The sequence below is a fragment of the Maribacter sp. genome (genome assembly GCF_049667165.1).
GTDB lineage: Bacteria > Bacteroidota > Bacteroidia > Flavobacteriales > Flavobacteriaceae > Maribacter_A.
The window spans coordinates 24,267-47,178 of record NZ_JBATHS010000224.1; the positions used below are offsets into that span (position 1 = coordinate 24,267).

A 22,912-nucleotide genomic window follows, 5' to 3' on the forward strand; every position below is an offset into this window, starting at 1 on the left:
TTGTTGCCTAAAAATGCCCTATTTTTATCGAAAATTAGACGCATGAGCTCCAAAGACGAATTCTTTGCACATATCGAAAAAGGGTATACAACCAAAGGCGATTCCATAATCATGGGCGCCGCCATGCTCGATGGGGAGGCCGTGACCAATGCCCTCGTCAAAATACCCCTTAAAACCTTAAACCGGCATGGATTGATCGCCGGAGCTACTGGAACGGGGAAGACCAAGACCTTGCAAGTCCTCGCCGAGAATTTATCCGATAAGGGAATTCCCGTGCTTCTAATGGATTTGAAAGGCGATCTTAGTGGTCTGGCCCAACCCAGTCCCGGACATCCTAAAATCGATGAACGACATGCAAAAATAGGCATCCCCTTTGAGGCGAAAAGTTTTCCTGTAGAAATCCTTTCCCTGTCAGAACAGGATGGGGTAAAATTACGCGCAACAGTTTCGGAATTTGGGCCGATACTCCTCTCAAGAATATTGGATCTATCGGAAACCCAAGAAGGCATAGTTGCCGTGGTATTCAAATACTGTGATGACAATAAATTGCCGCTTTTGGATCTTAAGGATTTCAAGAAAGTGCTTCAGTATGCCACCGGTGCAGGCAAACAGGAATTCACGAAGGATTACGGACGAATTTCCACCAGTTCCACAGGCACCATACTAAGGAAGGTCATTGAATTGGAACAACAGGGTGCCGAACTGTTTTTTGGGGAAAAATCGTTCGAAGTCGATGATTTGACACGTATCGATGAAAACGGCAGAGGATATATAAACATTTTACGATTGACAGACATCCAAGATCGCCCTAAATTGTTTTCAACATTCATGTTAAGCCTTTTGGCAGAAATATATTCCACTTTCCCAGAACAAGGTGATAGCGACAAGCCTGAGCTTATTCTGTTTATAGACGAGGCCCATTTGATCTTCAAGGAAGCCTCAAAGGCTTTATTGGATCAGATTGAAAGCATTGTTAAATTGATCCGCTCCAAAGGCATCGGCCTTTATTTTGTAACACAAAACCCGACCGATGTACCCAATGAGGTTTTGGCACAATTGGGACTAAAAGTACAGCATGCCTTGCGTGCCTTTACGGCAAGGGACCGAAAGGCCATTAAACTGACCGCTGAAAACTACCCCATATCGGATTATTATGACACAAAGGAAGTCCTGACTTCGCTAGGTATCGGGGAAGCCTTGATTTCTGCCTTGGATGAAAAAGGAAGGCCCACCCCGCTGGCCGCCACTTTGTTACGTGCCCCCATGAGCCGTATGGATATACTTACGGATGGCGAACTGAAGTCGGTTATCAAGAATTCGAACCTGGTGGGGAAATACAACGAAGAAATTGATCGGGAAAGTGCTTATGAAATACTGAACGAAAAAATCGTAAAGGCTGAAAAAGAAGCGGAAAAAGAAAAAACAAGTTCTTCGGGTAGACGTACATCGACCCGAAGAAGTACAAGACAGAACCCGGTTATCAAAGTATTGACGAGCGCCACTTTTATCCGTGGGGTTTTAGGGGTTTTAAAAAAGGTAATGCGATAATCAGCCTATGAAAAAAATAGTTGTAGTTATGGGCATCTGCGCTATTGCCTTATTGGCGCAGTGCGAAAAAGAAAAAGACACTACATTCCTCATTACCAATAACAGTGTAGGTCAACTTGAAAAAGTCAGTTTGATACGGGATCTGGAAGTTATTTTTTATCAGGATTCCATAGTAAAGGATACGATGAAATTAACTTCGGGCTTGGGTGCCAGAAGTATCAAAATATATGAAAAGGGAGGAAATCATCTTTTAACGTTGACCCCCAGTTCCGATAGTATTCCAAGAATCCAGAATGTTAGGATCAATGACCCACGTTTCAAAACTGAAAAAGGCATTGGCCTCAATAGTACGTTCAAGGACATCAAGGAAAAGTATACGATTCAAAAAATCGTAACCGCAATCAACAACATCGTTATTTTCGTCAAGGACAGCGATATCTATTTTACCATAGACAAGAGCCAACTGCCCGAAAGCCTTCGTTATGTATCAAGCCCTAATATTGAGGCCGTTCAGGTGCCTGATCATGCGAAAATAAAATATTTGATGGTGGGTTGGGAATAATATTTTTACCATCACCGACCAAGCCTTTACCCAAATCCTATCCAATTGCCTAAATACATAATGCAAAAAACACTTCATAAATTCATTCCCCTTGCCTACGGAGCTTATTTTAATTCATTGGCACTTTTTTCCCAACAAAATACGGCAAAAAAGGCTTTTGGATTATTCTGTAGTCCTCGGAAAGGCAAGGTACTTCCCGAGCAAGCAGCTTTCCTTGACGATGCCAGGCACCAGCGTGTAAAGACGATGAACATTGAACTACAGACCTATCAATGGAAAGGGGACCGAGAAACCGTGCTTTTGTTGCATGGATGGGAAAGCAACACCTTTCGGTGGAGAAATTTAATAGCATTCCTAAAGGATGAAAACTATAATATCGTGGCTTTTGATGCCCCGGCACATGGGAATTCAACTGGGAACATCTTCAATGTTGCCCTTTATACGGAATGCACCAAGGTTATTGTAGATGCTTACAAACCACAAATTATAATTGGTCATTCGGTAGGTGGCATGAATACGCTGTACCATCAGGAAAAATATCCCAATCCTGAAATTGAAAAAATCGTAACCATAGGTTCCCCGTCAAAACTTCAGGACGTAATGCAACACTACCAACAAATCTTAAAATTCAATGATGTTGTCTACGAAGCGCTGGATGATTACATATTGAAAAACTATGGTTTTAGAATCCATGAATTCAACTCGTCGGATTTTAAGGGACATTTAGATAAAAAAGGGCTCATCATACATGATAGGAGGGATACCATTGTTCCTTTCAGCGCATCTGAAGGGGTACATGCCTCATGGAAAAACAGTGCGTTTTATATCACAGAGGGCTTTGGGCATTCCATGCATCAAAAAGAGGTGAATCTCCGTATTATGGATTTTATTAAATCATAGGAATAAGGTAATTTTATGTTTCGATTGATTCCTTCAGGGATCGGCCGAAAGAAGGGGTGTCAAAAACATCCCTCTTAATCCCCCTTTTAAGGGGGAATCTATCAAATTAAACTTTTATATATGCAAAATGTAACTCCTTTCCACATTGCGATACCCGTCCACAATTTGGCCGAATGCCGTAAATTCTATGGTGAGATCCTAAATTGTGAAGAAGGCCGTAGCAGCGAACATTGGGTTGATTTCAACCTATTTGGCCATCAGTTGGTCATTCATTATAAACCCAAACCTGCCACGCCGGCAGGTAGGTCCAAGGAAGCACTGCACACGAATCCCGTCGATGGTAAAAATGTACCCGTACCCCATTATGGCGTGGTCTTACCCTGGGATACGTTTCAAACCTTTTCAGAGGAGTTGAAATCTAAAGGTGTGAAGTTCGTTATTGCACCTTATATTCGTTTTAAGGGGCTTGTCGGGGAGCAGGCCACCATGTTCTTTATGGACCCTGCAGGAAATGCATTGGAATTCAAGGCTTTTAAGGATATGGGGCAGTTATTCGCCAAATAACTTATTGAGACCAAGCGGTAGGTACTCTATCCCAACGATGTTTTCGTAATTCATTGAATAGGGTTTCTGGGAGTCCTTTTCCGTCACTAACAGCGGTATTGGCCAAAACATTCCTTTCTTTTCTCATGCCCGGAATCATCGTACTAACCGTTTTATTCATCGTGATAAAACGCAAGGCCATTTCGGCCATGGTCATTCCTTCAGGAATTAAGGGCCTCAACGCATCTGCCCTTTCTACACTTGAAATCAAATTTTCAGGAACAAAATAGGTGCCTCGCCAATCTCCTTCTGGAAAGGTAGTTTCTTTGGTCAAACTTCCTGTTAAGGTACCCTCGTCAAAAGGAACTCGGGCGATTACAGCTATGTCAAGCTCATCACATAATGGAAAAAGAGCATCTTCAGGGGCTTGGTCAAAAATGTTGTAAATCACTTGTACGGCATCCAACATTCCGGTTTTTATTGCTTTTATTCCATTTTCGGGTTCCCACCGGTTCATACTAATACCCATTGCTGCAACCTTGCCAGCTGTCTTCAAATCTTCAATGGCCCGTTGCCATTCTTCCCGTTCGGCCCAAACATCATCCCATGTATGTAATTGCATTAGGTCAATTTGCTCCAATCCTAAATTCTGCAAGGTCTTATGGGTGTATTCCATAATATGGGCCGCTGGATAAGAATCCTCGAAGTTATATTCCGGTTTTGCGGGCCACTTAAAATTTTTGGGTGGAATCTTACTTGCTGTATACAATTTTCTATATGGATGCCTTCGAACCAATTGGCCTAATAATCTTTCGCTATGACCTTCGCCATAACCCCAAGCCGTATCAAAGAAATTAACACCGTTTTCCACGGCTAGATCGAGGGATTTGGCGGACTGAATATCGTCTGAGTCCGTCCATCCACCCATACCCCACATACCATATCCAACTTCACTAACTTTCCAAGCAGTTCTTCCAAATCGTCTATATTCCATATTATTCACTTTTGTTTCTCCATTTTTCCCTGAACCAGATAAATAGGCCATATAGAAGACCGAAAATCAGACCTTCGATAACTTCGCGAAGAATTATATCATTGGAATACTCTTTTTCCAATATCAATGAGATGATGACATATAATAGGATCGCCGCAAGGACTTGTAGTATCAATCTTTTCTTATTCATTTTTTGCGCTTAATACTGATGAAATGCTTGTGAAACAAATTCCAACACCTTAGGTAAAGATTCCCGCCAGTAGGTCCAACTGTGCCTTCCTTCCCTAACCCGGTATTCATGGGGTATCTCTTTCTTTTTCATGGCTATATGTACCAAACTGTTCCCCTCGTACAAGAAATCATCATCACCACAATCGATATACCATCGTACAGATTTTATATCTTCAATGGGAACACTTTCAATTAAATTAATGGCATTGTGTCGTTCAAAATATGTTTGGATCTCTTCCTCCGTATATTGTTGATCATCTCGTTTGAACCGCTCTTTTAAATCCTCAATAGTCAATGGACCCACATAGGCACTTAAAGGACAGGCCGAAGAAAACAATTCAGGGCGATGGAGTGCATACATGAATGACCCGCCCCCGCCCATGGAAAGTCCAGCCACAGCACGGTATTTTTTTTCACCCTTGATGCGATATCTCTGTTCTACAAAAGGCATGAGTTCCTCAAAAAAGAAATCCTCATAACGCCAATTCCCTTGGTTAAAATAACCTCTTTGGCCGGTATTGGCATCGGGCATGACAATAATCATGGGGGTTGCCGTACCATCCTTAATGGCATTATCGGTTATTCGAAGCACCTCCCCAAATTGCACCCAACCCGTCTGGTCGTCGCCAGCACCATGTAAAAGGTAGAGTACGGGATAACTACGCTCCGAAGTTTCATAGTCCGGTGGTAAGTACACTGCATATTTGCGTTCACCCTTAAGAATTTTGCTGGTCATGGCAAGGTCGTCGCATACCTTACCGCTTTGGGCACTTGAACTTAAAATACCCAAACAAATGCAGAGTACTGACAATAGATTTTTCATGTTCAATTATAAGGATTGATTATATAAAATTAAAAGGAATACAAGATAAGAAAACGAGACGTATTTTTAGTGCATTTGACATTAAGAAAGAACCTTTAAAATTACTTTATCCGAATACATATAACCCCAATCATACAAGAATAAAAGTTATACGAACCATTAAAAAAATCAATACCCTTCAATAGGCGTTTTATGCATTCCTGTAAAGGTCATTTGTACCGGTTTTATCGTTCCATCCGAATTAAATTCCATTTTATCCATACAGGTAACACGGTGGTCGCGATCTTCATTGGGTATTGGCCTGCGATGATACACCATAATCCACGCATCGGTATTGGGAATGTTGATCACTGAATGATGGCCTGCTCCGGTTGCGATATTTTCATCGGACTCCAAAACGGTGCCTATACGTTTATAAGGTCCTATGGCCTTATCGGCTATGGCATAGACCACCCTATAACTATCATCGGTCCAATTACCTTCGGACCACATAAAATAATAAATACCTTTTCTTAAAAACATAAACGGACCTTCTACATAGCCATCCGGGGTTATTTCCTTGAAAAGAGCCCCATTTTCCCAAGGTATAAAACCGGTAAAATCGGAATTCAATTTACCGAGGTTACAATGGCTCCATCCCCCATAGAATAAGTAAAACGTGCCATCCACATCCTTAAATACAAATTGGTCTATCGGCTGGGCATTGTTGTAGAAATCAGAAACCAAAGGTTTGCCCAAATAATCTTTAAATGGGCCAGCAGGAGAATCGGAAACGGCAACACCAATACCCCCAAAATGATTGATATCGTTATTGGGGTCGTATGAATCCCTTCCGGGTCGTTGAATATCATTGGCCCCAAAAAAGAGATAAAATTTACTTTCCTTTTCTATCACTGATGGCGCCCATAAGGCCTGTCGGCACCACGTTATGATCGTCGTATCCAAAATATGTTCATGCTTTTGCCATGTGATCAAATCTTTGGAAGAAAAAGCATCCAAAAACACTTGTTTTTCAAAATCATCGGAATAGGTAGGATATACCCAATATTCGTTATTCAACACCGCACCTTCCGGGTCAGCATACCATCCTTCGAAAATAGGATTGCCCGATGTAGTTGTATCCATGCTGGCAGGATCTTTTTTTGGAGACTCCTTGCAAGCCATAAAAAGAAAAACCATCATGAATAGGGTAAATTTAATCTTCATCATTATTGTTTATATCCAATAAAAATCGCCATCCAAAAATACCACCGGAAATTACCAACTTCCGCCACCGCCACCGCCGAAGCCGCCCCCTGAAGAACCGCCTCCAGAAGAACCACTGCTCGAGGGGGTACTCACCATATTGGATTTAGCCATTGCCATAGAACTCGAGAACGATTTTGAAAAATTGTGCATGGTTAGGGTATTGTATGATGGGGAACTATACCATTGTGGTGGTGGCACGTTTAAAACTTCGAACTTTCTGGCCCATTTATCGAACATACCGAAGGCAAGGGCATACCCCATGGTATTCTCAAAATAGCTTGGGTCGTCCTCTAACAACAGCTTCAATTTATTTTCCTCTGCTATTTTAATAAATTGCTTGAATCCCTTTAATTCCGAAAGCGTGCGGTTACCTCTTGTATTTTTTTTAACCATATAGACATTGAGGATCATCAATAGGATGCAGGTAATTAAAAGGGCTATGGCAGCTAGAATACCCCAATAAACCAATCCCACAAAGGTCAATACTATGGCCATGAAGACTAAAACGGCCCAAGTAATGCCCTGTATTTTCCTTGATTCGGCCACATAATAGGGTTGTGCCTTTTTCTTTAGGATGCTCCGGGCTTCTTGCATGGTGCTATAAAAGGTGTCTTTTAGACTACTTACCAGCACTTCGACCCCTTCTTTGTCCTGATCATTTCCAAACAGCCCATTGAACACCTTAAGTTCATAATCCCCCACCTCGTTCGGTAGTGGTTTTATGCGGATAAGTTTGGTATCCTTTTTTCCGAACAGTCCTTTTTTGGGTACTTCCTCAATCCGTAAATATCCTTTGGACCCCCAAAAAGGCAACAATGAAATCAAATCCGCATTGTCTGCTTTATCATCAATGAGGAAACCTGCCATTGCGGGATCTATATTCTCGGGTGCATAGTAACTCGTAGTGCGCACCACCCGTTCGTCCTTGCCAAATTTCCGCCATATCAAAAAGAATGCGATAATCAATGCACCAACGAAGAAAAGCCAGCCATACGCGTTCCAAAATGGCCATAAGGGTTTTATTTCTTTAACAGCATTGGCCGGAAGGTTGATCAATACGGTCACACTTTCCCCTGGGTGCGATACGAAATTTTCGATACTCCTACCTTCCATAACCCCCTTGTCAAAATGTACTGTGAAATCACTACTCAGGGTAGAGGTCCCTCTATCGCCCGAATACACAAAACCAGTCTCCTTGCTGAGTGTTATTTCATCGGGAACGTGTACCTTAAAAGTTATTTGATGGAAATCGGCCTGCCAGCCATCGGGTTTTATATTCCAATAAAACCGTATTTGGGAATCTCTAAATAGAAAGGCATTGTAGACCCTATAGCTGATTTCATAATGCTGTGGGCCTATAAGGGTTTTATTCTTATCCCCGATTTTGATATCGATCTTATCACTTAACTTTTGGACAAAATCAAATGGGGCATCGAATTTGTACTTGGGCACCTCTATATCGCTGATTTTTATTCGCCTTTTCTGGGCGTTCCCTGCTTCATCAACAAGATCATAGTTGGTTTGAATGGTCCGGTAAATACCATGCTTATAGGTTTCAAAGTTGAGGTCGTAATTTTCAACAACATCAAAGTAGCCCTCTTGATGAATGAAGATTTCGACGGAGTAATTATGCACCGTGAAATCCTGTGCATACCCGTTTAAAATGGGAAGCATGGCGAACAGTACCAAAAAAATCCTTTTCATCGCTTTAAATTCAGTTTTCTTAAACACCACTATAATTAACGACCACGAATTGTTGACGAATATTAGGTTGCAAGATTCCCATGCTTATTTTTAGGGTTTGGTACGGAGGGATGATCAAAAGCGTAACACTACCTTAATTATGCCATATGGTATCACCAACTAACTTCTTGGTGCGCTATGATAGCCCTAGAATTGTTTCCACAAAATCTTGGTTATCTCCCCCATTTAATAAGCATCTAAGAAAAATCCACTTTTACATTGGCCCTGCTTACCTCATCTACTTCGAAAAAGTCAAAATGCTGGTATTTGAACATTCCAGCAAAAAGCACTCCAGGGAAGCTTTCGCCATAGGTATTATTTTCCCTTACCGTTCCATTGTAATAACGACGGCTGCGCTCCAGATTCTCTTCTATTGCATTCAATTTCTCCTGCAAATCCAGATAATTTGCATTGGCCTTTAAATCGGGATAAGCTTCCCCAAGGGCAAAAATACTTCGCAAGCTTTGTTGTAATTGATTCTCGGCCTTGATCTGGGCGTTAATGTCCCCTTTAGGGACCTGCATAGCGGCATTTCGGGCATTGGTCACATCTTCCAGTGTCGATTTTTCATGTTTTGCATACCCCTTTACCGTTTCCACCAAATTCGGAATCAGATCGTACCGCCGTTTCAAGGCCACATCGATATTGCTCCAGGCATCATTTACCGTATTCCGATTTTTTACGAATCGATTGAATATCCCAATAAGTAATAGTACAACTAGAACCAGTACACCGAGTAAAACTATCATAGTTATCATATTCGTTTTATTTTATTATTGATCAATTGTGTAAAGACATACTAAATTACATTTATTTAAGATCATCTAATAGGAAAGCCCCGATTTTCCTTAAGCCTTCCCGTGTGGTCCCAACATAGATTCAATCAGCCCAAGATCAGCCCTTTTTTCCGAACCCAGAAATAAGCGAATATGATATTGGGCACCCAACATAACCAAGCAACAATTCGATATGCCACAATGAAATCATCAAAAACCAAGTTCAAAATGGGCAACCAAATACGCAGGGTTACTGCTGCAAAGCAAGCGGCGTAGCTATAAATCATAAACCCCTTATGCAATGAAAAATCCTTTTTTCGTGCCGCATTGTAGGCCATGCCTGTTGTAAACAACCAAATAATCCCCAAGGAAATAAAACCTAAAGAAGCGATCATACCACCAGTGGCATAACCCCCGATATATAGTGCACAAATTCCACTTATAAATACTGAAATAATATAAATCTTACCTACCAACCGGTGCCTCTTGGGATGTGAGCGCCTTATTTTTTCGCTAAACTGAAGCCATCCTATAAGTAGGGCCAATCCACCAAACAGAATATGTCCATAAAATCCGATATTCCAAAACGTATTTGATAGCAATGCCTCACTTTTCGATGCCAAGAGACCAAACTTTCGATCTACCACAAAATACACCAAAGGATATACCCCGATGGTCACGGCCAAAACCGCGAAAACCACCCATGATACTTTATTGGTTGTATTTTTCATTATACTATTTATAGCGCCAACTCGTTACATCGGCCCCTTTGGGGGCACTTTCGGCAATGCGCTTCATGATCTTGGGCACATACATCGAATTGTATCGCATTCGACTTATCGCATTGGGTTGATCGGGATCGCCATTCCAGCAATGCTCTGCCCGATCCCCATAGGTTATCTCACCATCATAATAAGGTTCAGTAGTACTTTCCAAAAAGTCCTCCATCAAATAGACCGCATTGTTCAGATAGTAGTTATCCATGTCACCACAGAAGAGATGTATTTTACCTTTAAGATTATCACCCAACTTATCCCAATCACGTTCCAAGATATGCCGTAAATCATAATTCTCTTTCCAATATTCAGCCACTTTATGATCGATATCCCCCGAATATTTATCCCATAAACGAACCGGATAGCCATCTTCCCCTTGGGGCGAGTAAGTCGCTTCCCAAATATCCCATTGCTGACCAGACCTAGATCTATCACCTAAAACCAATTCTAAATGATTGCCTTGTCGTAAAGTCGATTGAATTTGACCCAAATAATTCCTATGCGATGGGACTTCCAATTTTTTATGATCACTTTTATAATAATAGGCATTATCATCCTCGTAGATATTGGTCAAGCAATAGGCCCTAAAATCTATGGGGTCGGGACAGGCTGCGAAACAACCATTGTATTCGTTGGGGTATTTGACCTGCACCGCCAAGGCTTCCCATCCTCCAGTAGAGCCTCCATATAGAAACCGTGACCAACCTTCGCCCATGCCCCGAAACTGTCTTTCTATCTCAGGAATCAGCTCATAGGTTATGGCATCGCCATAGGGCCCTTGACTTGCAGAATTTACTGCGTAGGAATCGTCATAATAAGGGGTCGGATGCTGTATTTCTATAATGAGAAATCGTGGAAAATCAGGATCGATCCATCGCTTATAGAAATCATAGGATTCTTGTGCCTGAATAATGTTATACCCTTCCAGATTAAAACGTGCTGAATATTCGGGCTTCATGTTCGGATCGGGCGGGGTGGTACTAAACCCGCCAAAATCGGATGGGAAATGGCCGTGGAATACCATCAACGGATATTTGGCTTCCGGATGCTCCTTGAATCCTTTTGGCAATAGAACATGGGCCCCCAAATAAATATCCCTACCCCAAAATTCAGATAATTTTTCAGATTTCACCTTAATATGCTTGACCCATTCCGTATCTGCGGGTTCTTCGATGGGTGGGATTACTTGATCCATGACCACATCAACATTTTGGATACCCTGTTCTGTTATGGTAATTTTAAAAGGTTGGCTGTATAAGTTGCCTGGAGATTTATTCCATTGTTGACCCTCCCCATTATCCATGGGCAACTTTACCGTATGTCCTGTTGATAAATTGAACGTTTCGTACACATGTAAAAGTGCCTGAACGTTGTATTCGCCCGCAGGTACGTCGGCCAGACTTGAAAAGGGGTATCCAAATACCGTTTCATCAAATACCATCGCTTCCCTTGCCGCCATTCCCTCAACATTCATCCCAAAAATCAATTGCGTCTCGAGCCCGTCATTGATTTGAAATCGGGGTTCAATTTCATCGTTGCTTGAAAGCATCAATAGCAATCTACCGTCTTTATTTTCTGGGCTCACAGTTTCAGAAAAGGAAACATTGATACTGTTTTTATTTGTTTTATCGGACGCGCAGCCAACAAGGCCAAAAACTATTGAAAGAAAAAAAGGCATCAGTTTTTTCATAGTAAGTATTGATTTTAAACAAAAGATACTGATTTGCAGCCAATCATTCAAACTAAATCGGGCTCTTCGAGTAAGAATTCAAGGAATATTACGTTAAGGAATAACAGCAACTTGGTACGTATACCTACTAAAATCATTGATGATGAAAAAGATACTACTTCTAGGAATCGTGTTGGCCAGTGTGATCGGAATGGGCAGTTGTGACTATGATGATAGCAATGATATCGATGTGCTTACACCAAATGACAGCATAACATCGGGAATTGACCTGAATCAAAAAACCCTCAATTAAGAGGGTTTTTTTAATTTCCATTATTCCTTGAGCGCTACCAAATCTTCACTCTTTCCTCAGGTGCCAAATACAAAGAATCTGTTTCTTTAACATTAAAGGTCGTGTAAAATTCAGGAATGTTCCTGACCACGCCATTGACCCTATAGTCGGCTGGGGAATGGGGATCAGTATTTATCTGTACCCGTAACGATTCATCCCTTGCTTTGTTCCTCCAAGATTGGGCATACCCGATAAAAACCCTTTGGTCTCCTGTAAAACCATCGATCATAGGCGACTCCTTATCTCCCAACGACATTTTATAGGCTTTCAAGGCAATACTCAATCCACCGAGGTCCCCAATGTTCTCACCAAGGGTAAACTCACCGTTTATATTCAAATCAGGCAATACTTCAAAACCATTATACTGTTCGACCAATGCCGAAGTTCGCTTTTTGAACTCCTCTTTGTCAGCTTCGGTCCACCAGTTACGCATGGCCCCATCCCCATCGAAAGTACTTCCCATATCATCAAACCCGTGACCGATCTCATGCCCAATAACGGCTCCTATTGACCCATAGTTAACCGCATCCTCTGCATTCAAATCAAAGAACGGGGGTTGTAAAATAGCCGCCGGAAAAACAATCTCATTCATGGTTGGATTATAATAGGCATTTACCGTTTGGGGAGTCATACCCCACTCATCCTTGTCGATGGGTTGACCCAATTTGGCCAATTCCCTATCATATTCCATAAGTGAGGACCTTCTCAAATTACCGTAAAGGTCATCTTCCTTTATTTCCAAATCGTAAGCCTTCCATTTATCTGGGTACCCAATTTTTGGGGTAAACTTGCCCAACTTATCCAACGCCTCTTTTTTGGTGTCTTCACTCATCCAATCCAAATCCTTGATACTTACCTCATACGCCTTTAATAGATTATCGACCAAGGTTTCCATTCGTTCCTTCGCTTCGGGTGGAAAATGTTTCTTTACATAAACCTTGCCCACAACCTCACCCAATGTTCCATTTACGGTTGAGACACCTCTACGCCATAAAGGCCTTTGCTCTTGTGTGCCTCTAAGTTCCTTGCTATAAAATTCCCAATTTTGTTGATCTAAAGCTTCATTTAATCTTGAAGCATTGGCATCCAAGACACTCCATTTCAAATACGTTTTCCAAGTGTTCAAATCTGTTGATGTGATAATGCCATCAAGTGCCTTTGAATAATCCAACATAAGCACTCCCAATTTGTCTTGCTTATCTAAACCGGCTTCACTCAAAAACGCCTTCCAATTGAATTTGGGCATGATGTTCGTCAACGTATCTACCGGGAACATGTTATAAAGTGCGACCAAATCCCGGGTTTTTTCCTTTTCCATGTGTTTGGATGCAATTGTAGTTTCCAAATCCATCACTTTTTTTGCAGCTACCGCCCCATTTGGCACATTGGCCAATGCAAACATTTTTTCAATATGTGTAACATATTTGGTTTGAATTTCCTTTGACCGTTCATCATCATTTAAATAATACTCACGATCCGGCAACCCCAACCCAGCTTGCCAAGTGTAAACGGTATAAATCGTAGGATCTTTTAAATCCTGATATATAAAAAGCCCCAAAGGAACATTTACCCCAACCTTATTGGCATAGGCAAAATAGGTGGCCAAGTCATCGTAATTCTTTATCGCATCTATTTTGGCAAAATCCTCGGTAAGCGGTGAAACGCCAAGTTCATTACGCTTTTCCATATTCATAAAGGACTGATATAAATCGCCCACTTTTTGTTCATCGGAACCCATTTCGAAATCTCCGGAGGCCGATTCCTCAATAATATTCTTTACATTATCCTCCGACTCCTCATGTACAATATAGCCAACACCATACGAGGATTTATCTGCCGGTATTTCGGTATTCTTTACCCAAGTGCCATTTACATAGGCTGTGAAATTATCCCCGGGATTCACCAGGGTATCCATGTACTGTGTAAGAATTCCGGATGTTAATTCCTTATTTCCCGTATTTTCGGTTGCGTCATTTTTACACCCAAGGGCCAATAAAACGACCATAGCAATGGCGGATTTTAGTACTACTGATTTTTTCATATTGTTCTTGTTGAAATAATTTTAGAATTAGACTATAAAATAATGATAATGTTACGGGGCATCCTTAAAAATACCAATCAATATATGGATGTTACCTGGTGGATGGATATTATTTTCTACCCCTATGCCTTTCCCTGGCCAATAAGGTATTCTTGAGTAACATAGCTATCGTCATGGGACCAACGCCCCCAGGTACCGGTGTTATGTAGGAGGCCTTTTTACTGACATTTTCAAAATCAACATCTCCGGTAATATAATAGCCTTTTTCCTTGCTATCATCCGGAACACGGGTTATACCAACATCTATTATTACCACATCGTCCTTTACCATTTCTGCCTTTAGGAAATTGGGGACACCCAAAGCGGATATGATAATATCGGCCTGGGAGGTGATCTGGGTGATATTCTTTGTACGACTATGGGTCAAGGTAACCGTTGAGTTACCGGGAAACCCCTTACGGCCCATCAAAATACTCATAGGGCGACCTACGATATGGCTCCTTCCTATTACCACCGTATGTTTACCTTGTGTCTCTACCCCATAACGTTCGATCAACTCCAAGATTCCAAAAGGAGTGGCTGGAATGAAGGTGCTCATATCGAGTGCCATTTTACCGAAGTTGGTAGGATGGAAACCATCAACATCCTTATCGGGGTCAACGGCCATAATCACCTTTTGGGTGTCGATCTGGTCAGGTAAGGGAAGCTGTACGATAAAACCATCTATATCGTCATTTTGGTTTAGCTCCTCGATCTTTTTCAATAATTCGATCTCAGACGTTGTATTTGGCAATTGCACTAACGTCGATTCAAATCCTACGCGCTTGCATGAACGCACCTTGCTCCCGACATAGGTTAAACTGGCTCCGTCATTACCCACGATTATTGCGGCCAAATGAGGGACTTTTTCGCCATTTTCCTTCATTTTTGCTACCTCAGCAGCAATTTCCTCTTTAATTTGATTTGAGATCTTCTTTCCGTCGAGTATTTTCATTTTTTTTATTCATTTGGCTGTTGCAGTCAGCAGTATTTTTTTTCAGAAGCATATACCTGTAGCAGCATAATTCTTATACTTAAAATTTACTAGGGTTGTTCGACCTAAGATAAAAAGGCGTCCAATTTCCTTGAACTTTGAACTCTGAACTAAAAAACCTATTTCATTCCTTTCATGCCCCCCATCATCTGCATCATCTTTTTACCGCCACCACCTTGCATCATCTTCATCATTTTGCTCATTTGGTCGAACTGCTTCAAGAGCTGATTGACTTCCTGAACATCGCGGCCGCTACCCTTTGCTATTCGTTTTTTACGACTGGCATCCAATTTTGAGGGAGTGGACCGCTCCTCAGGGGTCATTGAATGGATAATCGCCTCAATATGTTTAAAGGCATCATCGTCGATATCCAATCCCTTTAATGCCTTGCCTGCACCAGGTATCATCCCCATCAGATCTTTGATGTTTCCCATCTTCTTGATTTGTTGGATCTGGCTTAAGAAGTCGTCAAAACCGAATTTATTCTTGGCAATTTTCTTTTGGATCTTTCGGGCTTCCTCTTCATCAAACTGCTCTTGGGCCCTTTCAACCAAAGAGATCACATCGCCCATGCCGAGAATACGATCGGCCATTCTTGAGGGATGGAAAACATCGATGGCCTCCATCTTTTCACCTGTACCGATGAACTTTATGGGTTTATCGACGACCGATTTAATGGATATCGCGGCACCACCCCGGGTGTCACCATCCAACTTGGTTAGGATTACCCCATCAAAATTCAAGACATCATTAAAGGCTTTTGCCGTATTAACAGCATCCTGACCTGTCATGGCATCCACAACAAAAAGTGTTTCCTGAGGTTTTATGGCATTACGGATGTTCGCTATCTCGTTCATCATCCTCTCATCGACCGCCAAACGACCTGCGGTATCAATGATAACCACCGTATGGCCATTCGCTTTTGCATGGGCAATACCTGCTTGTGCAATGGCTACCGGATCATTATTCTCCCTATCCGAATACACCTCAACACCTATTTGGTCCCCTACCACCTGCAGCTGGTCTATTGCTGCCGGGCGATAAACATCGCAGGCAACCAACAATGGCTTTTTATTCTTCTTAGTTTTGAGATAATTGGCCAACTTTCCTGAAAAGGTTGTTTTACCGGAACCCTGCAAACCAGACATCAGAATGATCGAAGGAGCACCTGAAAGATCTATACCTTCTGTTTCGCCCCCCATGAGTTGGGTAAGTTCGTCCTTTACGATCTTGACCATTAATTGGCCCGGTTGTAAGGTCGTCAAGACATTCTGGCCCAAGGCTTTTTCCTTTATCCTAGTAGTGAATTCCTTGGCGATTTTAAAGTTGACATCAGCATCAAGTAAAGCCCTTCGGACTTCCTTGGTGGTTTCTGCCACATTTATTTCGGTAATCTGCCCATGTCCTTTGAGAACGTGCAGGGCTTTATCGAGCTTTTCGCTTAAATTATCAAACATATTCTTTCTTAATTAGCGGAGGTTTGCAAAGTAAAGAAATATAGTGCCCCTAGACAAGGGAGTGTTAATAAGAATAATGCATTGTTCAGTCTTTGATCGAACACCATTGCGCCGTATCCTCTTGCAGTAACATAAAAAGGCACCCATTTTTAATGGACGCCTTTTAAAAAAATGTGGGGCAAAAAAGGTTTATTGTTTTTCGAAGGTCAAATAATCAATGGTACTATCGTCATCACTTGTATCGATCAACTCGATCTTCGAATTGGAATAGGTTTTAATTTCCCAATCATCGGTAAGGACTTCAAAAATATCCGGTGAGGAAAAGAAAATATTAAAATCCAATTCATCAACATCGGATGTGGTCAATGACCAAGCTCCTGAAATGGAAGTATTACCATCGGTTACCCCTAGGGTACCATCCGTATTGAACGTAAAACCAAAACCTGCATAGTTGAAGGTTTCATCCGTATCAGCTTCCGTATAATTCGCAATGCTCCAAGTACCTGCCTCAACCGCTGATTTTATCTTGGACATATCCGCCGCGGTCACTTTTTCTTCGACTTCCGTTTTTTCTTCGTCCTTACTGCAGGAGAGCGTGAACCCTATACTAAGTAAGGCTAGTGCCATACATGTAAATCGTAGTTTCATAGGTAAGTAGGTTTTTGGGGTTATATTTTCAAAGTAACCCCGATGCACAATGGCATCGGGGTCAATACACAGTTATTTCTTTTCGAAAACGAGATGGTCATAACCACCGTATGCATTTTCATGTTTTAATTCCAATCGATTATCGACTACCTCAAGGATCTTGTAATCATTGCCCAATGGGTAGAAGTTACTTTCCGATCCAAAACGAATGATCATTTCCAATTTGCTTTCGCTATTGCGATAAACGTACCAGTTACCCGTACTGATTTCGATCATATCCTGATCAACTATGGTGAGCACACCATCCATACCAAACTGATAGGTATACCCGTCATAGGCTTCGGTAAGGGGATCTTCATTTTGGGAAAACATTGCCAAGGCCCATGCCGTGTCATTGAATAATTCCCTGATCCATGTAACATCCTCATCATTTTCGTCGTTGTCACAATTTCTTTCAAGGATCAACTCATAGTCGGTCTCAGGAATCTCGAACTTCAATCGTTCATTTTTAAGTTCGCTCAAAGGCCATTCAAAACTTACCCCTTCTTCATCGCCCATGGTAATCGCCATAACCAAACGACCTTGGGCATTGGTGGTAATCTCCCAACTACCTTGGGAAACCATATCCCCGTTGCTTAATGTAACAACACCTTCCGCCTCAAAATTGAATTCAAATCCTAATAATCTTTTAATATCCTGCCCTTCATTGAATACTTTTTTGATTATCCAGTTACATTCTTTCAATGCTTCACGCAACGTACTTGGATCATTGTTGATGACATCACACCCCTTCTTCATGATAATCCTATTGCCATCACTTACATGCAATAAAATTGTACCTTCGCCCTGCTCATATATGAACCACTCAAGATTAAAATCGACAAGGGTATCAAACTCTAATTTTAGAAGTAAGGCGAATTCAGATTCCCTGATACTCCAGGTACCTGTCATGCTGTTTCCTTCCCTATCATTTACAGTTACTTCACCATCCTCTTTAAAATTCATTACATAATCGAAGTATTGCTCTGTTTGTAATTGATCGTTTCTCTTTACCTCCTTGACCAACCATGGGCACGAGACCAAATAATCCGCTAAATCCGCTTGGGTAAAATCATCGTCATTATGGTCATTGTCATCATCCTCATCACATAATTCTTTGGCATTTTCAATGGCATTGGCCAATTCGGCGTTTGTGTTCACTACCATCTCGGTACCATCATAAAGTTTTAAGGTAATCGGAAAATCAATCCCAATCAAATCATTCTGACCCAACCCTGCAAAGAAACGCCTAAGGTCCCTATCACTTTCCACAGTGAAATTCCCGGTTTCTTCTTTATTAAGATTAAAGGTATATACGGTAATCGGGTACATAAAATCAATACATTCTATATCATCATCATCTCCATTTTCTTTACATTCCTGGGCAAGTTCCCTTAAATCTTCGATACCGTTAATGGTAATCTCGGCATAATCGGCCAAGGTGATGGTAATTGGAAATATGATATCCAAGATATCCTCATCTTCCTCAAGGGCATCAAAAATCTCTTCTATGTCATCAAGGTCATCGATAGAATTGATGGTTACATCAACCCCATTGGCCTTCACTTGATACGGAAAATTAATATTGAAACAGCTTGACTCATCAACAATATTGTCAAAAGAGCCATCATTGGAACAGGTGTCCTCGATTAATTTTGCTGTTGATGAACTTGCTGCTATAGCCTCTGTCAGGGCATCATCTTGCGGCAGGGGTTCAATTTCATCTTGACATGAGGTAAAACTCAGTGCCACTACCAGTAGGCTGGTATAAAATGTGTAACTAAAAAACTTTTTCATAACGATTTGGTATTTTTTGTTCGTATGTCATTGAAACAACCCACTTTAAAAAAACCCTACCCTTTTATTTCGATTTTTTCAAATATCTTTGGTACAAAACCAACACATTGAACACTGAAACCAAGGATAACGTATGTGATGAAGAGGTATACAGCAAACTCTTCAAGGCTAATTCCAAAACGGTTTTTAACTATATATATTATAAGTACGGCAATGAAGAAAAATCGTATGATGCTGTACAGGAGGCTTTTGCACGGCTATGGGAGAACTGTGCCAAGGTGACCCCCGCAAAGGCCAAGGCCTATGTTTACACCATCGCAAACAACCTCTACCTGAATGTCCTAAAGGCCGAAAAAGTGCGTTTGAAGTATGCCGACCGGGTAAATACAACCAATCATGAGACCCCGGAGTATGTCATGGAGGAAAACGAGTTCAAGGAAAAATTGGACGTTGCATTACAAAAGCTGCCCGAAAACCAGCGGACCACCTTTTTATTAAACAGGATCGATGGAAAAAAGTATGCCGAAATTGCGGAGATTGAAGGTGTTAGTGTGAAGGCCATAGAAAAAAGGATGCATTTGGCACTTAAAACGCTAAGGGAGCAGATTGATGGAATCTGAGATGGTTGATGGTTGATGGTTCACAGAAGACGGAAGACGGAAGACGGAAGACCAAGTAGAAAAAACAATAAATAATGGACGTGAAATTTAATGCCTTAAGAATTGGGGGCTATAGAAAAAAATACACTGCTGAGATTGTTCTAAAACAGAATTACGACCTATTGAAAAATAGTGTTCGTGACTTTTAAAAGGGCGAAAAAAGTAAGCATGATAATAATACAGCCCATATGACCATTGTTATTCCTGGAAAAGATGATGCAGTCGATGACAATATAAAAAAATCGAGTGTTTCGTTAAAATTGTTCATTATAAACTGATTATTGTTAATTGATAAAGTAGGGTTTTTTTACCCTGGATTGTTATTAAAACATAAAGCTAGAAATCATGCAAGAGAATTACTTGGCAAAATGGCTCGCCAACGAACTCACTGAGGAAGAGCTCGCAGCATTTAAAAAATCTGATGAGTATGCTACCTATCAGCGAATTCTGGATGCCTCCAATACGTTGGAAGCGCCAAGTTTCGATGTTGAAAATGCCCTCGAGGCAGTAAAGAACAAAAGAATCTTGCATGCACCAAAAGTCGTGCAACTGAAACCCTTCAAAAGATTCTTGCAGGTGGCCGCAGCCATTGCCATTATCATGGTAGGTTCCTATTTTTATATAAATTCCCTGCACGAAAATTTCACCACCCAATTTGCGGAAAACAAAGTGGTAATGCTCCCTGATGCTTCTGAAATCATCATGAATGCCGATTCTGAGATCTCGTACAACAAGAAAAAATGGAATTCGGAAAGAAACATATCCTTAGAAGGGGAAGCGTTCTTCAAAGTGGCCAAAGGCAAACGTTTTACGGTAGCGACAGACCATGGTACCGTCGCGGTTTTGGGCACCCAATTCAATGTTGAAGGTCGTGAAGGCTTTTTTGAGGTAACCTGTTATGAAGGTTTGGTCCGTGTTACGTATAAAGGCTCGGAAACCAAATTGCCAGCTGGGACTTCCTTTATGGTCATTGACGGTGAAATCGTTCCTTCAGAAGAACCAACGACCCAAGCGCCTTCTTGGATCGATAAGGAAAGTACGTTTAAGAGTATTCCCCTGAAATATGTTTTGAATGAATTCCAAAGACAACACAATGTAACGGTCACGACCCAGAATATCGATTTGGGTAAATTATTTACCGGCACTTTTAGCAACACAAATACAGATTTGGCGTTACAGAGTATTAGTGTACCTTCCCGTATAAAATTTAAATTAGAAGGGAATAAAGTGTTGTTCTATGCCGAAAGCGCACCGTAAATCACTTTTATCGATTCTTGTATATCTGCTGTTATTTTTTTCCTTTCCCAGAATAATGGCACAGGATACTAGTGCCAAGACAGAAAAACTTATTTCCATACTACAGAATCTTGAATTTAAATATGATATTAAATTCTCCTATATCGATGAGGACATAAAGGAGATCACCATCATTGGCAACCACTCTGAAGATCTTAAAGCCATACTTTCCGATATTCAAGCGCAGACGCAGCTGAAAATCCAAAAATTGAACGAACGCTATTATAGCCTTGTAAAAAGTACCACGGTCGCTATCTGTGCCACGGTTTTGGATAATTTCAAAGAGAATACAATCCCTGGATCATCGGTGGAGGTGTTAGATACCGATATTGCGATAATCACCGATAGTGAAGGCCATTTTTCCTTGGAAAACATTCCTCGAGAATCCGTGATCCAGATCAAGCACATCGGTTTTAAACCCCTTTTCGTTACTGCCGAGGAATTGGTGAGCCATAATCCTTGTAAGGACCTGTTGTTGGATCTGAAATACGAACAATTGGATGAAGTCATCGTTTATCAATTTTTAACGACAGGGCTTAGTAAGGAAATCGATGCCAGCATTCAAATGACCACCACCGATTTTGGCATTCTACCAGGCTTGATAGAACCAGATGTATTACAGACCATTCAAGCCCTGCCAGGCATTGAAAGCATAGACGAAACCGTATCGAATATCAATATCCGTGGCGGGACGAATGACCAAAACCTTATGCTCTGGGATGGTATTAAAATGTATCAATCCGGACACTTTTTCGGTCTTATTTCAGCGTTCAATCCCTATTTGACAGACAAGGTTACCCTCATAAAAAACGGTACCAGCGCCCAATACGGTGATGGTGTCAGTGGTGTGCTCGATATGGAAAGCAAAAATGATATTACCGATGATCTATATGGCGGGGCTGGTTTCAATTTAATCAATGGGGATGTCTATGGGTATGTACCTATTGCCCAAAATGCCGCTTTCCAGTTCTCGGCAAGACGCTCATTGACCGACTTTTTTGATACCCCGACCTATAGCCAATTTTCAGATAGGGCTTTCCAAGATAGTCAAATCATGGGGTCTAGTGGTCAGACCGACGAAATCAAAAGATCTCAGGATTTTTATTTCTATGATTTTACAGGAAAGCTTTTGTTTGACTTAAGTCCCGAGCATAAGGTTCGCATCAGTTTCATCAACATCAACAACAAGCTGGATTATACGGAGCAGAACCTTACGGCATCGCGAGAAACCCAGAGCTTATTAAACCAGACCAACCTTTCATTTGGGGGTAGTTTGGAAAGTCATTGGAGTGATGTCCTCACCACGAAAATCAACGCTTATTACACCCGTTATGCCTTGGATTCAGAGAATATAACCGTCAATTCCGCCCAACAACTCTCACAAGAAAACGAAGTTATCGAAACCGCCTTAAAGGTCAACACTACCTATAGCCTTAATGAAAACCTGTCATGGGCCAATGGCTACCAAGTAACGGAAACGGGAATTTTCAACTTTTCCGATGTTACCCAACCCCCATATAGCAACAAAATAAAGGGCGTCATGCGGACACATGCCCTTTTTTCCGAATTGGAATACCGCTCGCCCAATCAGAGACTCTTTGCCCGGGGGGGAGCCCGTCTCAATTATATAGAAAACCTAAACACCTTCAGCGAATTTCGTGTCGAACCTCGACTTAATGTCAATTATGAATTTGTAGATCATCTTAAAATTGAATTACAAGGGGAGTTCAAAAACCAAACCACCCATCAGGTGGTTGATCTGGAACAGAATTTCTTG

Annotated in this window: 21 protein-coding genes; 8 read left to right on the forward strand and 13 right to left on the reverse strand. The window is 41.4% G+C overall.

Annotated elements, in window-relative coordinates; translation table 11 throughout:
• The first annotated feature begins 42 nt into the window (after window positions 1-42).
• From WBM98_RS11215 to WBM98_RS11230, 4 genes are all read left to right on the forward strand, one after another.
• On the forward strand, window positions 43-1,548 hold the full coding sequence (locus WBM98_RS11215) for a helicase HerA-like domain-containing protein (protein WP_424366107.1): 1,506 nt from the start codon (window positions 43-45) through the stop codon (window positions 1,546-1,548).
• Between the two features lie 7 nt (window positions 1,549-1,555).
• Window positions 1,556-2,110 carry a hypothetical protein gene (locus tag WBM98_RS11220; protein ID WP_424366108.1) on the forward strand — a complete coding sequence of 185 codons (555 nt, stop codon included), beginning with the start codon at window positions 1,556-1,558 and terminating at the stop codon, window positions 2,108-2,110.
• A 60-nt stretch (window positions 2,111-2,170) separates the two neighbouring features.
• Entirely contained in the window at window positions 2,171-3,010 is an 840-nt protein-coding gene (locus WBM98_RS11225; protein ID WP_424366109.1) for an alpha/beta fold hydrolase, read from the forward strand.
• 120 nt (window positions 3,011-3,130) lie between these two features.
• A complete protein-coding gene (locus WBM98_RS11230) occupies window positions 3,131-3,574 on the forward strand; it encodes a VOC family protein (protein ID WP_424366110.1) in 444 nt (147 codons plus the stop codon).
• A 1-nt stretch (window position 3,575) separates the two neighbouring features.
• Here the strand turns inward: WBM98_RS11230 and WBM98_RS11235 are convergent, their stop codons facing one another.
• The 8 genes from WBM98_RS11235 to WBM98_RS11270 all read right to left on the reverse strand — a co-directional run bounded on the left by WBM98_RS11235 (window position 3,576) and on the right by WBM98_RS11270 (window position 11,834).
• Window positions 3,576-4,547 (reverse strand): aldo/keto reductase, encoded by a 972-nt coding sequence (locus WBM98_RS11235; protein WP_424366111.1) that lies wholly within the window; start codon window positions 4,545-4,547, stop codon window positions 3,576-3,578.
• A 1-nt stretch (window position 4,548) separates the two neighbouring features.
• Window positions 4,549-4,737: a hypothetical protein gene (locus WBM98_RS11240; protein ID WP_424366112.1), complete on the reverse strand. Its 189-nt coding sequence runs from the start codon at window positions 4,735-4,737 to the stop codon at window positions 4,549-4,551.
• 9 nt (window positions 4,738-4,746) lie between these two features.
• The gene (locus WBM98_RS11245) at window positions 4,747-5,601 is read right to left on the reverse strand and encodes an alpha/beta hydrolase (RefSeq protein WP_424366113.1); all 855 of its coding nucleotides are present in this window, start codon (window positions 5,599-5,601) and stop codon (window positions 4,747-4,749) included.
• A 168-nt stretch (window positions 5,602-5,769) separates the two neighbouring features.
• On the reverse strand, window positions 5,770-6,726 hold the full coding sequence (locus WBM98_RS11250) for a glycoside hydrolase family 43 protein (protein WP_424366114.1): 957 nt from the start codon (window positions 6,724-6,726) through the stop codon (window positions 5,770-5,772).
• Between the two features lie 132 nt (window positions 6,727-6,858).
• On the reverse strand, window positions 6,859-8,553 hold the full coding sequence (locus WBM98_RS11255; RefSeq protein ID WP_424366115.1) for a DUF2207 domain-containing protein: 1,695 nt from the start codon (window positions 8,551-8,553) through the stop codon (window positions 6,859-6,861).
• Window positions 8,554-8,789: 236 nt separating this feature from the next.
• The gene (locus WBM98_RS11260; RefSeq protein ID WP_424366116.1) at window positions 8,790-9,341 is read right to left on the reverse strand and encodes a LemA family protein; all 552 of its coding nucleotides are present in this window, start codon (window positions 9,339-9,341) and stop codon (window positions 8,790-8,792) included.
• Window positions 9,342-9,475: 134 nt separating this feature from the next.
• Window positions 9,476-10,099: a DUF2306 domain-containing protein gene (locus WBM98_RS11265; protein ID WP_424366117.1), complete on the reverse strand. Its 624-nt coding sequence runs from the start codon at window positions 10,097-10,099 to the stop codon at window positions 9,476-9,478.
• Between the two features lie 4 nt (window positions 10,100-10,103).
• Window positions 10,104-11,834 carry a hypothetical protein gene (locus tag WBM98_RS11270; RefSeq protein ID WP_424366118.1) on the reverse strand — a complete coding sequence of 577 codons (1,731 nt, stop codon included), beginning with the start codon at window positions 11,832-11,834 and terminating at the stop codon, window positions 10,104-10,106.
• Between the two features lie 142 nt (window positions 11,835-11,976).
• On the opposite strand from WBM98_RS11270, the gene WBM98_RS11275 reads away from it, so the two are divergent.
• Window positions 11,977-12,126, forward strand: a complete 150-nt coding sequence (locus tag WBM98_RS11275) for a hypothetical protein (RefSeq protein WP_424366119.1) — start codon at window positions 11,977-11,979, stop codon at window positions 12,124-12,126.
• Between the two features lie 34 nt (window positions 12,127-12,160).
• Here WBM98_RS11275 and WBM98_RS11280 read toward each other — a convergent pair whose 3' ends face one another.
• From WBM98_RS11280 to WBM98_RS11300, 5 genes are all read right to left on the reverse strand, one after another.
• Window positions 12,161-14,206 (reverse strand): M13 family metallopeptidase, encoded by a 2,046-nt coding sequence (locus WBM98_RS11280; protein WP_424366120.1) that lies wholly within the window; start codon window positions 14,204-14,206, stop codon window positions 12,161-12,163.
• Between the two features lie 109 nt (window positions 14,207-14,315).
• Window positions 14,316-15,200 carry a bifunctional 5,10-methylenetetrahydrofolate dehydrogenase/5,10-methenyltetrahydrofolate cyclohydrolase gene (locus WBM98_RS11285; RefSeq protein WP_424366121.1) on the reverse strand — a complete coding sequence of 295 codons (885 nt, stop codon included), beginning with the start codon at window positions 15,198-15,200 and terminating at the stop codon, window positions 14,316-14,318.
• 158 nt (window positions 15,201-15,358) lie between these two features.
• Entirely contained in the window at window positions 15,359-16,696 is a 1,338-nt protein-coding gene (gene ffh, locus WBM98_RS11290) for a signal recognition particle protein (protein WP_424366122.1), read from the reverse strand.
• A 189-nt stretch (window positions 16,697-16,885) separates the two neighbouring features.
• Window positions 16,886-17,344 (reverse strand): hypothetical protein, encoded by a 459-nt coding sequence (locus tag WBM98_RS11295; RefSeq protein ID WP_424366123.1) that lies wholly within the window; start codon window positions 17,342-17,344, stop codon window positions 16,886-16,888.
• A 72-nt stretch (window positions 17,345-17,416) separates the two neighbouring features.
• Complete coding sequence (locus WBM98_RS11300) at window positions 17,417-19,180, reverse strand: hypothetical protein (protein ID WP_424366124.1); 1,764 nt, start codon at window positions 19,178-19,180, stop codon at window positions 17,417-17,419.
• Window positions 19,181-19,287: 107 nt separating this feature from the next.
• Here WBM98_RS11300 and WBM98_RS11305 point away from each other — a divergent pair, with 107 nt between their 5' ends.
• From WBM98_RS11305 to WBM98_RS11315, 3 genes are all read left to right on the forward strand, one after another.
• Window positions 19,288-19,800: an RNA polymerase sigma factor gene (locus tag WBM98_RS11305; RefSeq protein WP_424366125.1), complete on the forward strand. Its 513-nt coding sequence runs from the start codon at window positions 19,288-19,290 to the stop codon at window positions 19,798-19,800.
• Window positions 19,801-20,184: 384 nt separating this feature from the next.
• Window positions 20,185-21,096 carry a FecR family protein gene (locus WBM98_RS11310; RefSeq protein ID WP_424366126.1) on the forward strand — a complete coding sequence of 304 codons (912 nt, stop codon included), beginning with the start codon at window positions 20,185-20,187 and terminating at the stop codon, window positions 21,094-21,096.
• Window positions 21,077-22,912, forward strand: a 1,836-nt coding sequence (locus WBM98_RS11315; RefSeq protein ID WP_424366127.1) for a TonB-dependent receptor, incomplete at its 3' end; no start/stop codon positions are given. The genes WBM98_RS11310 and WBM98_RS11315, both read left to right, overlap by 20 nt.